This window comes from Desulfovibrio ferrophilus (assembly GCF_003966735.1).
GTDB lineage: Bacteria > Desulfobacterota > Desulfovibrionia > Desulfovibrionales > Desulfovibrionaceae > Desulfovibrio_Q > Desulfovibrio_Q ferrophilus.
This window is the reverse complement of sequence record NZ_AP017378.1, coordinates 691,701-703,941: the sequence shown is the minus strand read 5'-3', so window position 1 is coordinate 703,941 and position 12,241 is coordinate 691,701. Positions and strand designations below refer to the sequence as shown.

At 53.5% G+C, this 12,241-nt stretch carries 14 protein-coding genes and 1 tRNA gene; 8 read left to right on the top strand and 7 right to left on the bottom strand.

The window, feature by feature from the left end; genetic code table 11:
• Window positions 1-15 precede the first annotated feature (15 nt).
• The gene (locus EL361_RS03255; RefSeq protein ID WP_126376561.1) at window positions 16-600 is read right to left on the bottom strand and encodes a TetR/AcrR family transcriptional regulator; all 585 of its coding nucleotides are present in this window, start codon (window positions 598-600) and stop codon (window positions 16-18) included.
• A 250-nt stretch (window positions 601-850) separates the two neighbouring features.
• A complete protein-coding gene (locus EL361_RS03250; RefSeq protein ID WP_126376559.1) occupies window positions 851-1,672 on the bottom strand; it encodes a hypothetical protein in 822 nt (273 codons plus the stop codon).
• A gap of 345 nt (window positions 1,673-2,017) precedes the next feature.
• Between EL361_RS03250 and EL361_RS03245 the strand changes: the two genes are divergently transcribed.
• Window positions 2,018-2,701, top strand: coding sequence for an outer membrane protein (locus EL361_RS03245; protein WP_126376557.1), 684 nt, complete (start codon window positions 2,018-2,020; stop codon window positions 2,699-2,701).
• A 79-nt stretch (window positions 2,702-2,780) separates the two neighbouring features.
• On the opposite strand, the gene EL361_RS03240 is transcribed toward EL361_RS03245, so the two are convergent.
• From EL361_RS03240 to EL361_RS03220, 5 genes are all read right to left on the bottom strand, one after another.
• A tRNA-Thr gene (locus tag EL361_RS03240) sits at window positions 2,781-2,856 on the bottom strand.
• A 358-nt stretch (window positions 2,857-3,214) separates the two neighbouring features.
• Complete coding sequence (locus EL361_RS03235) at window positions 3,215-3,922, bottom strand: molybdopterin-guanine dinucleotide biosynthesis protein MobB (RefSeq protein WP_126376555.1); 708 nt, start codon at window positions 3,920-3,922, stop codon at window positions 3,215-3,217.
• Window positions 3,923-4,572: 650 nt separating this feature from the next.
• A complete protein-coding gene (locus tag EL361_RS03230) occupies window positions 4,573-5,238 on the bottom strand; it encodes an ABC transporter ATP-binding protein (protein WP_126376553.1) in 666 nt (221 codons plus the stop codon).
• On the bottom strand, window positions 5,235-5,930 hold the full coding sequence (locus EL361_RS03225; RefSeq protein WP_126376551.1) for an ABC transporter permease: 696 nt from the start codon (window positions 5,928-5,930) through the stop codon (window positions 5,235-5,237). Before EL361_RS03225 ends, EL361_RS03230 begins: the two co-directional genes overlap by 4 nt.
• Window positions 5,931-6,016: 86 nt before the next feature.
• The gene (locus tag EL361_RS03220; protein WP_126381261.1) at window positions 6,017-6,835 is read right to left on the bottom strand and encodes an ABC transporter substrate-binding protein; all 819 of its coding nucleotides are present in this window, start codon (window positions 6,833-6,835) and stop codon (window positions 6,017-6,019) included.
• 272 nt (window positions 6,836-7,107) lie between these two features.
• On the opposite strand from EL361_RS03220, the gene EL361_RS03215 reads away from it, so the two are divergent.
• The 7 genes from EL361_RS03215 (at window position 7,108) to EL361_RS03185 (ending at window position 12,211) form a co-directional block, all read left to right on the top strand.
• Window positions 7,108-7,995: a formate dehydrogenase accessory protein FdhE gene (locus EL361_RS03215; RefSeq protein WP_172961617.1), complete on the top strand. Its 888-nt coding sequence runs from the start codon at window positions 7,108-7,110 to the stop codon at window positions 7,993-7,995.
• Window positions 7,996-8,004: 9 nt separating this feature from the next.
• Complete coding sequence (locus tag EL361_RS03210) at window positions 8,005-8,745, top strand: formate dehydrogenase accessory sulfurtransferase FdhD (RefSeq protein WP_126376547.1); 741 nt, start codon at window positions 8,005-8,007, stop codon at window positions 8,743-8,745.
• Window positions 8,742-9,341, top strand: coding sequence for a molybdenum cofactor guanylyltransferase (gene mobA / locus EL361_RS03205; protein ID WP_126376545.1), 600 nt, complete (start codon window positions 8,742-8,744; stop codon window positions 9,339-9,341). Before EL361_RS03210 ends, mobA begins: the two co-directional genes overlap by 4 nt.
• Complete coding sequence (locus EL361_RS03200; RefSeq protein WP_126376543.1) at window positions 9,338-9,847, top strand: TlpA family protein disulfide reductase; 510 nt, start codon at window positions 9,338-9,340, stop codon at window positions 9,845-9,847. Before mobA ends, EL361_RS03200 begins: the two co-directional genes overlap by 4 nt.
• Entirely contained in the window at window positions 9,844-10,836 is a 993-nt protein-coding gene (moaA, locus tag EL361_RS03195) for a GTP 3',8-cyclase MoaA (protein ID WP_126376541.1), read from the top strand. Before EL361_RS03200 ends, moaA begins: the two co-directional genes overlap by 4 nt.
• Window position 10,837: 1 nt before the next feature.
• On the top strand, window positions 10,838-11,719 hold the full coding sequence (locus tag EL361_RS03190; RefSeq protein ID WP_232034862.1) for an IS1595 family transposase: 882 nt from the start codon (window positions 10,838-10,840) through the stop codon (window positions 11,717-11,719).
• A 285-nt stretch (window positions 11,720-12,004) separates the two neighbouring features.
• The gene (locus EL361_RS03185; protein WP_126376539.1) at window positions 12,005-12,211 is read left to right on the top strand and encodes a hypothetical protein; all 207 of its coding nucleotides are present in this window, start codon (window positions 12,005-12,007) and stop codon (window positions 12,209-12,211) included.
• Window positions 12,212-12,241: the final 30 nt, after the last annotated feature.

Genomic DNA, 12,241 nt, shown 5'->3' with positions numbered 1-12,241 from the left:
ATGTTCCGTCCTGTCTTATTGTGCGTGTACCAGAATTTTCCGCGCAGAGGCGATCATTTCCTTGAACAGTGTCCCGGCGTCGTACAAGTTGTACGTCTTGAACCGGACCAAGCCATCAACCATGGTGAACAGGATGAGCGCCGTTTTACGGGCAGGGATATCGGCTACACTGCCGTCTCGTTTCCCTTCCTCGATGGCCCGCTCAAAAATATCGGCCATGCAGTTGTACACAGCCTCCAGGTTTTCTCGGCAAACCTCGTTTTCTTGAGCCAACAGATACGGATAATGGCGATGCAGGAGCAGAAATGCATCCTCCATGGTCCCGGCAAGATAAAGGTAATAGCCCAACAGCCCTTCAACCTTTTCCAATCCGGATTCGTACTCCTGACTCCCTTCGTGCTCTTCGAAATGCTGCACAATCTCCACTCGGACCTTGCGCAAAACTTCGAGGAACAGCTCCTCTTTGTTCTTGAAATGATAGAAGATTGTACTCTCGGCCGCCCCGGTGATTCCGGCGAGTTCCGCAGTGCTCGTATCGGCAAAGCCCTTACCAGCAAACATCCTGGTGGCCGCAAGCAGTATCTTGTCTTTCTTCGTCATTTCATCTCCTGAAAACCTGACTGAGTACTCGCTCAGTCGCATGTTATTTAATTATCAATCTCTCCCCCTGTCAAGGGGAAGAAGCCATAATCTTATGAAAAATGGGGGATTAGCCGCCAAATACCATAAATCACGGTATTTCTTTTTCACAAACTGAGTATTCACTCAGTAGGGATAAATCAAGTCTTTTTCCGCAAAAAACCCCGCAACAGCACAGGCTGTTACGGGGTTTTGGTGGATAATCAGGCGCTTAAAAAAGGCTTTTAAATACGTCGCGCACGCCCTCGCGCACACCTTCAATAGTAGAATCCTTAGCCTCGTCTCGGGCAGCCTGCCCCACATCCTTGGCATCCTGCCCTAGGCCAGTGCTATCGGATTGCTGCTGAGACTGCTGAGGGGGCTGCTGCACCTGCATCTGCTGGGCACCTGCTGGCAATGAAAAGTAGGACGCCTTGAGGCTCGTTTTCTTCAAACTCTTCAAGCGCATTTCATCGCCATAGCGCAGCATTCCGCCATAGCCATATTCTTCTGCCTGCTCGAGGCTCTTGTCCATCGACGCGGCAGCGGAATGCCCCATGGCCTTGGTCATCGCTCTGGCAAAGGCCACCCACCCCTCATTGACCTGTTTGAGGTCGGAGTGCGTAGACAAAACAGCCTCATCACGACTGACCACTTTGCCGTTTTCCTTGTACTCTGCACTGTAAACCAGCCCAGTGTACCCGGCCACTTTCTCTTTCTTACCGGTCTTGGTGTAAGTCAATTCGCTATCAGCAGGGTCAGGAGTACCACCACCGAACATACTGCCCATACCGGCAGACATGGCAGCCATCTTTGCCATATCCATAACCTGCCAGTTGCCATCATCGTCCTTGTTGACTGAATAGACCTTGTTGCCCTTGAGCAGCGTGTAGCTGGTCGGCGAGGTATCCATGCGCACATGCTCGGAGTCGCGCACACACAGGGTCATCATGGTGCCGTCCTGATAGACATAGGTCGCCACCACATCCGACGCCGCACATGCAGCGGTGGACCATATCATTAAAACACAGACACTTAAAAACAATCGACGCATATTGCCCCCTCCAATGAGTTCTTCATCCCCCGATGTTTGAACGCAACATATACAACACCCAAGACTGGATTGTCGACAGCCAGCAATGCGCAACGGGCATCAAGCACTACATCATCACATTCCTACGCAAACGCTCAGATCAAGCATCACAAACAATGAATGATTCGAATCAAAGAAAAGAACTGAAAAACACCGAGTTCAATTACAGCTATCCCCTGCTGGCGCCTCCTCTATGGGGTCACATGTCGAGCTTCAATTTCCGCCCTGCCACAGACTATTGACACTCCACTTTCCCATAGCTAGAAGCACGAACTCTTTTCACATTCAACCTACTGGAATCATACGATGCTCAGACACACACTCCTCATCCTGGTCGCTCTTCTGCTATCATCTCAAAGTGCCTTTGCCCAAGAAACAGGCTTCTATCTTGCAGGAAAAACAGGCCCGTCAATCATGGCTTTTGCCAATGGGAACTGGACCAGTGACGCCATTGGTGATGTCACTTCGGAATACACCAGGGACAGCAGCGAGACTGTTCTCACTCTAGGCGCAGCAGCAGGGTACGAATTCAAGCAGGATATCCGGGCTGAAATTGAATACATGTACCGGACAAATTACCAACACGATAAAAAGCCCACCACAAGTGGCACCTATGATGTTGAACAGGATCTGACGACACACACTGTCATGCTCAATGTCTTCTACGACTTCAGAAATGACTCCAAATTCACACCGTTCATCATGGCGGGAGCTGGCTTGGCAATTCATGAAAGTGACAATTCAGTTAATGAATTGCTTGGTCTGTTTGTGGAATATGAGGGTCGAGAAGTAACCAAAACTGATTTTGCGTGGAATGTTGGTGCGGGAGTTGGATATGCGATCAATGAGCACCTTACCGCAGATGTGCTCTTGCGCTATATCGACATGGGGAAAGCCAGATGGGAAAATGTCGCCCCCATCGACGAGGCGCACTCTGTTGCAAACATGACTGCCACTGAAGTGACATTTGGACTACGCTACAAATTCTAATCCGCCCCAATCAAACAAAAAGACCCACAGAAAAGGGCCACGGTATCCGGCATGGATATCGTGGCCCTTTGATAATCTTTGGAGCCAACGTGGAGAATTGAACTCCAGACCTGCTGATTACGAATCAGCTGCTCTACCATCTGAGCTACGTTGGCGATTTGAGAGGGAGAATATTTATCCGAGGGCCTGTTGGCAGTCAAGAAAAAACACCCATGAACAATACCCCATCTCTCCTCCCCTCCATATTCGCAGCCAAACGGCAATCAACAAGCTCGGACAGGATCAATCCCCACCGCTTATCGACTTGACACTCACGGGCATTGAAAGCTGTGCCAAAGTCAACCTTTGAGGGACCTCCGGTGGCAACCATCATTGGTTCATCAGAGGACTACAAACCTCAATCACTTGGAATTCATGACGATCCTGATGCAGAAAGCAGATATCCACGGCAAAATCAAAATTGACCAGCCTCCCGCCCCGCACACCCAGGGCTCGCGATAACGAAACAGCAGCCTACTTCCCTTGAAGTTTGATCTCGATGGGGCCCGGTGCATATCCCTTGAATTCCTTGAGCATTCCCACCAGAGACGCAGAAAAAACCCGCTGCACAAAGGGATTCATGGCGATAGTATTCCCGCCCACGGTCACCTCGACCCCGGAGAACTGAGACTGGCATTCCTTCACCGTGGCTTTTCCCGCCACAATGTCACGCGCCAGCGACGCACAGTCTGGACGTCCGCAGGCCCCGCAATCCAAACCTGCCAGGGCAAAGCCCTTTTCCAGCACCAGATCGGCCAAAGCGGAAACATCGGTCACGTGGTTCATTTTATACCCCTCTACATCACCGTAGCTCGCCAGGGCCAAATCTTCACCAAGACTTCCGGCATCGGCGATGGAACGCAGCAACAGAATTCGTGGCAGCCATCCAAGGCTCTTGCCCCCTTCCACAACCACGACATCGGCGTTGAGCAGCGGCAACAAATCGGGCAAATAGCGTTTCCCCTCCCAGAACAACGCAGCCCCATCCGGGCTCAGCAGAGCAGCACTGCCATAGACCCTGCGCAATCGTTCGGTGTCCGTCCCCTCAATGTCCACGCCGTCATGATGCGTGAACTTGACCGCAGCAATGGAGACGCCCCGGCTCCTCAGCTCCTCGCCCAATGCCAGAGCCAACGTCGTCTTGCCCGTATCCTTATAGCCAACGATGCTTACAGCTATCATATCAGTACTCTCCCTGAGCCTTCAGTGCGGTATGGATCGGTATTGAGGACCAGAGTTCACCCAACAGGTCAAGCGCCCCCCCGGTTAAAATTGCGTTTGGCTCACTAGATACCCCCACCAGACAATCATCACAAATCAGCTTGGATTTCACAATATTGCCACAAATATTGTTATCAATGACGCCAAACACCTACAACAAGCAGACACAACCCACCAAAATTCAAATGGTTTTTTTTAGTATTGACAAATCCTCTGCACGTTTTACACTTCTATTGACTGCCAGGTCATTCCCCCTCAGCACTCTGGCGGTTTCACACACAGTTAGAGGTCTGGCCCGTCCGCGACACCGGGTCAGGCCTCCTTTTTTTATTTTAAAACACTCAACGACAACAGACCGATCAATCCTCATGCAAAACAGATTGCATCCAAACAAAAAAAATCAAGCCACGCAGCTATCAACATAGAACAAAAGGAGAGGCCACAAGCTTCGCCTTACAGTCATCCAGAGTTGAAAACAAACCTTCAAACCGAAAAAAGAACACGCACAGAAACTCACAACAACTAAAAACAACGAATAGCAACAGCATGAAGACACCATTGCCATAGGAGGCAAAAGCCAAAAACGTCCTCAGGATGAGTAAAACAACGCCTCAGGATGAATTGTCAGGCGATTGAATTCGACCGCTGCGCAGGGATATTATCTCGTCGCACACTTTATTCAACCAGCCCATGTCATGACTGACAACGACCAGAGTTGTTCCCCACTGCTCGCGGGCAGCCAGAACAGCATGATGTATGCGATCAACACTCACTTCATCGAGGCTTGCCGTGGGTTCGTCCAGCAGAAGAACCTTGGGCCGCAGCACCAGACGAGCAGCCAACGCAACCCGCTGAGCTTCCCCACCGGACAGTTCATACCACGCCCGATGCATGAACAGCTCAGGATCAAGCCCGACCATTTCAAGCGAATGCCCCACTCGTTCCAGGCTGGCACCAAGCCCCCGCACCTTCATGCCATAGGCCACATTGGCGGCAACCGATCTCTTCAGCAAATACGGTTCCTGCGTCAGCAGGGTCACCTCGCGCCGCACGCCATTGTCGGCATCCGCCTTCCCATTGCCCGCGTATTTCACAACACCGTGAGCGGGAGATTCCAGAAAGGCCAACAAACGCATCAAGGTACTCTTGCCGCTGCCGTTGGGTCCAGCCAAGCCGGTTATCCTACGTTCGTAGAGATCAAGCTTCGGCACTCGCAAAACTTCCCTGCCACCATATTCTTGCACCACATCACGCAGTTCATACAGCAATGGACTCATTTCTCAGCCATCCTTCTCAGCCCAACAACGGACAAGTTCACGGCAAAAGCGATGAGTAGCAACACCAGTCCCAAAGCGATACCCATAGCAAACTGCCCTTTGCCCGTTTCCAGTGCAATGGCGGTGGTAATGGTCCGGGTGTGCCATTTGATGTTACCACCAACCATCATCGAAATCCCTATCTCAGAGACGATGCGGCCATAGGCAGCCACTGCGGCCAAAGCCATATGAAAACGCGCTTCCCAAAGCGTGGTCAGAAGCACCTGACGAGGCGACGCGCCCAGAGTCCGCAGAGTCGGCTTCAGGCGACTGTCCATGTTCTCCACTGCCGTGGCGGTCATGGCGATGACGATGGGCAGGCCGAGCAATGTCTGCCCCACGGCAATGCCGGGAATGGTAAACAGCAACCCCAACTCGCCCAAGGGGCCTTTCGAGGACAGCATGGCATAAACCAGCAGACCAATAACCACAGTGGGGAATGAAAGCAGGGTATCCATGAGCATCCGCAGGACTTTGCGTCCCGGGAACTTGTTGTTGCCCAGAAGAAACCCCAGCGGAGCTCCAATTATCAGACAACAGGCGATGGACAGAGACGAGACCATAATGGTGATCGACACCGCCGAATAGGTCTCCTCATGCCCTGAAAAAAGAAGAACAAATGCCTGCATGAGGCCGTCGAGCAAATAATCCATACATCCTCAATTGCAAGAGGGGATGCATATCGCATCCCCCCAATCTTTTAGAATATGACAACCTCGGTACAGCCGAAGCTCATCTTTTACATCCCTGCGTTAGGCGTAAACAACTGCTTGCCCATCAGGCGGAAGTCAGCGATAGCCTTCTGCGCTTTGGCAGAAGCCATCCAATCAATAAACTTTCCGGCCAGCTCATACTGGACCTTGGGGCACTTGGCAGGATTCACGGCCATGGCGCTGTACTGATTAAACAGAGTCTTGTCACCCTCAACCAACACCTTCAGCGCAGGGTTACCCTTCTCGTTTGCCTCATACTTGATGTAGGTACCACGGTCAGTCATAGTATAGCCACCCTTCTCTGCGGCAACACGGATGGTGGCAATCATACCCTGACCGGTCTGCACATACCAATCCTGCTTCTCAGGCACTGCCATCCCGGCGGCCTTCCACAAGGAAAGCTCCTTCTTGTTGGTGCCGGAGTTGTCACCACGGCTGCAGAAGACACCATGCTTAACAGCGAACGTCTTCATGGCCTCGACCACGCCCATACCCTTAACACCTGCGGGGTCAGAAGCAGGCCCGATAATCACGAAGTCATTATACATCAGCTGGGTGCGATCAATTGCATTCCCGGCATCAACTTCCTTTTTCTCCGCACCGGGAGCGTGCACCAAAAGAACATCCACATCACAATTGCGACCCATAGCCAAGGCCTTGCCAGTTCCAATAGCAGTCCAGCGCAAATCAATGCCCGTATCCTCAGTAAACATAGGGGCCAACTCGTCCAGCAGACCGGTATTATCAGTACTGGTTGTGGTGGCCATCATCAAGACGTCCTTGGCCATACCGACGGTTGCCAGCATCATGATCAAAGACAGGGCCACAGTTGTCGCCACAAGCATTTTCTTCACGGTATTCCTCCTCAAAGGGATTTATTCATGCACACTTCTACCATAAATAACATAAACTAACTTGTGCCAACAAATATGCTTTTCATCAATGCCTGTCCACAAAACAAGGTATACTCAAGATTTGACACCTATAAAACCTGTTCAGGCACTCAGCGAAGCACATTTTATACAATCATTCGAAAATGATAGACTCTATTTTCCATGGCATTCCAAAAGGTGTAGGATGTTGCCAAGTCGTCCCCACCGTAACCAAGGAAGCCAACATGTCCTTTTCTGCCGACCTGGATCTCAAGCGACTGTCCAAACGTATTGAGACATTGAAGAAGCGTGGCGATATTCCCAACGACCTCCTGGAATTGGTTGACGCAGTTTTCCGTCGTCAACTCATCGCTAGAGGCGAAGCCAAGGTCAACGCACCTTCAGAGGAGCAACTGACTTCGGAAGGACAGCACGCCCAAGGCGCCCCCCTCGTTGAGAGGGAACAGTTTCCTTATGACAGAATACAGGCAGAGGCCCTGTTCAAGGAATTTCTGGCTCTCATTACGGTACGGGAAGACGGCCTTGGCAAGGCAGGACAACTCATCGAGCAGGACCTGAACAGCGACAATCTCGATCTGGATATCGCTTTTGCCGCGCACTTGAGTGGTGATGAATCCTACTTCGAAGCCATGGCAGAAAAAACTCCCGAAGCCCCTCGCACCTTGCCCTTCCTCGTGCAGGCCAGCCTGTCTCCGTCCATCGGTGCGGCAGCAGCCCTGCTGGACGATAAGCACGACTCACAAATGGTCTGGTCGCATGGTCATTGCCCCATCTGCGCCAGCCTGCCTCTCATGGGCGAATTGCGCGAGAAATCAGGCTTCCGTTACGTAAACTGCTCGTTCTGCTCGACGAGTTACCGCGTCCCTCGCATGGCCTGCGCCTTCTGTGGCGAAACCGATGCACAAAAACTGGCCTATTTCAGCGCTGACGATGAAACAGGGTACCGGGTCGAGGTTTGCGAATCCTGCAAGATGTACATCAAGTCAGCAGACTTCCGCGAATTGGACAAGGCAGCGCTACCACTGATCGATGATCTCGAATCCCTGAGCCTGGATATCCTGGCTGGAAACGAGGGGTACTCCCGCCCAACCCTGTCCGGACTGGGTTTTTAGGAGACCACCATGCCAAAGACCAGCACATCATCCCTGCCGGCCGATGGCCTGGCCACGGCCAAATGTCGACGGTTTGAGAGCGGCGCCTGGCGCGACTATACCGACACCGTGACCCCGGAGGTCCGTGTCACTTTGCTCTGGCCTGCCTCGGAACCTGTCCAACTCTGGGCCTACCCCACGGACCTGACAGACCTCGCATTGGGACATGCAATGATCGAGTTATGCTCACAGGGGCAAATACCAATCCTGCAACAGACCTCGGGAATGGAATTTTCCCTGATCCCAGCAGATGCCCCCGGGCGGCCTGCCGCCGCAAGGCAACGCCCTCTGGAGGCCGATGAAATCCTGACCCGCATGGAAGAATTCGTGACTGACGGAGGACGTTGGGATGCCACCGGTTGTTTTCACCGCATGGCCGTTTACTGCCCCCGCCGTGAGCAGTTCATTGACACCGTCGAAGATATCGGTCGTCACAACTGTATCGACAGGATAGCCGCGCGCATGTTCACAGCTGGTGAACACCCTGCGGAGTTGACCCTGTTCATCTCCGCCCGAGCCACAGCATCACTGGCTGACAAAATCGCACGTGCTGGCTTCAAAGCTGTCATCAGCCGGGCAGCAGTCACGACCACAGGTCTCGATGTGGCCCAAAAGGCCGAGATGACTCTGGTAGGGTTCGCACGCCCCGGCCGTTTCACGGTTTTCAACGACCCCGAAGGACGTATTCAGGATCCTAAGGAGGCTGCATGAGCAAAGGGCTGATCGGATACGTTCTCGCTGGTGGCAAAAGTACTCGTCTTGGACGGGACAAAGTAATCCTGCCCTATTCCGGCGAAACCCTGCTGACCAGAACCGTGTCCCTGGCCTCAAAATTCTGCGACCAGATCTGGATTTCAGGCCGCGATCCGCAAACGCTGGGGGTCAACCTGCCATGGATGCAGGATGACGAACCCGGCATGGGACCACTGGGTGGCATTCTCACCGGTTTAACCCGACTGAACAAACCGCTGCTCGTGCTGGCCTGTGACCTGCCCATGCTCGACGAAACCACCGTGGCCAGACTGGTCACCGCCCGCAAGCAGCGCCCGGCCAATGCCGTCATGACGACTTTCCTGCAGCAGGAGACGGGGTGGATCGAAGCCCTGGTTTCCATTTATGAACCCCAGGCGGCCGCCCTGCTCCACGAGGCGGGCAGACAGGGGCTCTACAAACTCTCAGCAGCGCTCCCTCCTGCCGTGCGGCACCACGTGCCCTATTCACAGCATGAGGCCAGCCCCTTCTTCAACATCAATTTCCCCGCAGACCTTGCCATGCTCAGGCAGGTCGAAGGACGAGAAACAGCTTGAACATATTCTCCCGATACAAAACCTTCATCGCAGTCGCAGCCATGCTGTTGTCACTGCTTTTCCTCTCCTCTGCTCACGCTGAAAGTGCCGATGCCCCCCTGAGCGCCAAAGCCCTCAAGGAACTTGTCGCCAAAGAACAGGGCCGTGTGGTGGTCATCAATTTCTGGGCCTCCTGGTGTGGTCCATGCCGTCGTGAATTCCCAGCCCTGAAAAAATTACGGACCAGATTCAAGGACAGCGAACTCCTTCTTTTGGGAGTTTCTCTGGACTTCGACCGCGAGATGTATACAGAGTTTGTCACCGCGCAGAGATTCGCCTATCCAGTAAGACTCGGCGACTCGCAAATAATGAATGACATGAACATAGAGGCCATCCCCAAGACGCTCATCTTCGATATGGACGGCAACCTCGCTCAGAACCATGACGGACCGGCCCCCTTTGCCGAACTGAATGCCTTGGTCAAGGCACTCCTCAGGAAAGGCCGCGCTTCGGAGAAACTTCAATGATCGTTGACTCACATGGACGCGTCGTCCGCTACATGAGATTGTCAGTCACGGACCGCTGCAATCTACGATGTTTCTACTGCCGCTCCTGCGAAGACCTCCAGAGCATCCCCCATGATCATATCCTGACCTATGAGGAAATGCTTTCCCTGGCCAAGGCAGCGCAGCAAATGAAGGTGGAAAAACTTCGCCTCACAGGCGGCGAACCCTTTGTCCGGCGAGACTTTCTGGCCTTTCTGGGAATGCTGCGCGAGGACTGTCCTGACCTGGATGTACGCATCACCACCAACGCCACCCTGCTTTCGGGCAAAGTCCCTGCCCTGAAGCACCTTGGCGTCAAGCGGGTGAATATCTCACTGGATACGATGTCCCCGGCCAAGTTCCAGGAAATCACCGGACGCGACATGTTTGACAGGGTCCGGCAAGGCATCGACGACTGCCTGCACTACGGTCTCAAGGTCAAAATCAATGTGGTGGCCGTACGCGGCGTCAACGACGATGAACTCCCCGCATTCCTCGACTTTGCACGTACCCATCCAGTGGATGTGCGCTTCATCGAATTCATGCCCATCGGCTGTGCCACGCGCTGGAAAGGCAGCAGCACCTGGAAATCCTCGGAAATCCTTGCAGACGCCACAAAGTATGCGACTCTTGAGCCGCTACCCCGCAGCCGCGAGACCGACGGCCCGGCCCGGATGTTCAGCATCAAGGATGGACAGGGGCATATTGGCCTTATCTCGCCACTCACCAATCATTTCTGCGACACCTGCAACAGGCTTCGCATCACTTCCGACGGCAAGCTCAGAACCTGTCTGTTCTCGGACAAGGAATTCAATCTGCGCAAGGTGATGCGCCACCCCAAGCTTGGCCCCGAAGCCGCACTGCGTGTCATGCGATTGGCCGCCATAAACAAACCCATCGGGCACGAGCTGCTGCGCCAGAAAATCAACAATCAGGTCTGCAACAAGGTGATGTCATCCATTGGAGGTTGACGTGTTTAAGGAACAGCCCAGCGAATGCGAAGACTTCGACTCCATCATGGAGAGCGAGGCCACGGCCAAGCGCTGGCTGCTCAAGCACTGCTGGAGCAACCACCAGCGCTTCTGCCCACGCTGCAAGAGTCGTAAGAACTATCGCCTGAACAGTGGACGACGCCGTTGCGCCCGCTGCCGCTACACGTTCCACGACTTCACTGGCCGCTGGATCAACAACTGCAATCTCTCTGCCCAGAATTGGGTCAGGGTGCTGGACCTGTTTGCCAACGAGACCACCGCCCGACAGGCCAGCAAGGACCTAGGGCTGTCCTACAATACGGCCTACAAGGCCATGAACACCATCCGTTTCGCCATCCTGGCCCATGCGCTGGACGCCCGTCAGTTGATCGGGCCGGACTCTGCCCTGGGCCTGTCCCTGAGTGGCAGAATGCTCAAAAACGAACCAAAGATCGAAAGCACCACTGTTCCGACACCGGTCTTCGGCATCATGGACCGCAAGGAATGGGTCTTTGTTGATCTGATTCCCGGTTTTGACATCGAGACCATCCTGCACTTCAAACTGAACTTCCAATTAGCCACGGTGCGCGTGGGCAATGTAGTCTACACGGATCGTTACCAGCGTTATGACACCCTCATCTGCTGCGCCGGCAACCATCCTTCCGCCGACTATATCAAGGGTGGAGACAGTGTTGCCATCGATAAAGACCACGAAGGGTTCTGGCGCTTTGTTTCCTCACGCCTTGCAAAATTCCACGGGGTCACACCCCAGCGATTCCCGCTCTACCTCAAGGAGTTGGAGTTCCGCTACAACTCCCGCAACAAGGACCTTTTATCCGTTCTTGCCGACCATCTCTGCGATTTTGTTCCCGAACAGGACTAACCCACCCGGCGCTTAGGTGCCAAACCATGATCAATTAGCCTGTGCCCCGCCAATTTCCCGATCCCTAAGAGCTTCATCCTGCCTAAAAAAGCATAATACAACATTCTCAAATACTTAGCGTTCATTTTCTAAATCCAAAAAGATAAGTGATAAATACAATTTTTGCGTGTGTGCAAGAGCATGAGCAGGTATTCTATCTTTGAATTGGGTTCCTCTATTCACTATCTATTCAATAGAAATCAAAAACCTGCGGCCCTCGGGTCGCGCAACACACAGGAGGGCGATTTGTCCCAGGCAGCGGTTTCGTCCGCACTTCCCTTTGCCGGGCTGGGCATGGATCTCTCCCCGGTTATCCTGCGGGCCGCGACCATGGCCCTCAGGTGCATTCGTTTCTACGAATGCTGCAAAGATTTGGTGGGGCGCCATCAGGTCCCCGGACTGGCCGGCTTTCGGCTACTCGTGGCCCTTTCGCGCGAAATCCGCGGTCGCTGACCGCACATCTGCAACTCAAGGAGACACGGC

Bases quoted from the DNA above. Each gene is read 5' to 3' on its own strand.
- EL361_RS03255 (WP_126376561.1), bottom strand. From the start codon at position 600: ATGACGAAGAAAGACAAGATACTGCTTGCGGCCACCAGGATGTTTGCT.
- EL361_RS03210 (WP_126376547.1), top strand. From the start codon at position 8,005: ATGCCAAAGACCAGCACATCATCCCTGCCGGCCGATGGCCTGGCCACG.
- EL361_RS03250 (WP_126376559.1), bottom strand. From the start codon at position 1,672: ATGCGTCGATTGTTTTTAAGTGTCTGTGTTTTAATGATATGGTCCACC.
- EL361_RS03215 (WP_172961617.1), top strand. From the start codon at position 7,108: ATGTCCTTTTCTGCCGACCTGGATCTCAAGCGACTGTCCAAACGTATT.
- EL361_RS03235 (WP_126376555.1), bottom strand. From the start codon at position 3,922: ATGATAGCTGTAAGCATCGTTGGCTATAAGGATACGGGCAAGACGACG.
- mobA (WP_126376545.1), top strand. From the start codon at position 8,742: ATGAGCAAAGGGCTGATCGGATACGTTCTCGCTGGTGGCAAAAGTACT.
- EL361_RS03220 (WP_126381261.1), bottom strand. From the start codon at position 6,835: ATGCTTGTGGCGACAACTGTGGCCCTGTCTTTGATCATGATGCTGGCA.
- moaA (WP_126376541.1), top strand. From the start codon at position 9,844: ATGATCGTTGACTCACATGGACGCGTCGTCCGCTACATGAGATTGTCA.
- EL361_RS03230 (WP_126376553.1), bottom strand. From the start codon at position 5,238: ATGAGTCCATTGCTGTATGAACTGCGTGATGTGGTGCAAGAATATGGT.
- EL361_RS03245 (WP_126376557.1), top strand. From the start codon at position 2,018: ATGCTCAGACACACACTCCTCATCCTGGTCGCTCTTCTGCTATCATCT.
- EL361_RS03225 (WP_126376551.1), bottom strand. From the start codon at position 5,930: ATGGATTATTTGCTCGACGGCCTCATGCAGGCATTTGTTCTTCTTTTT.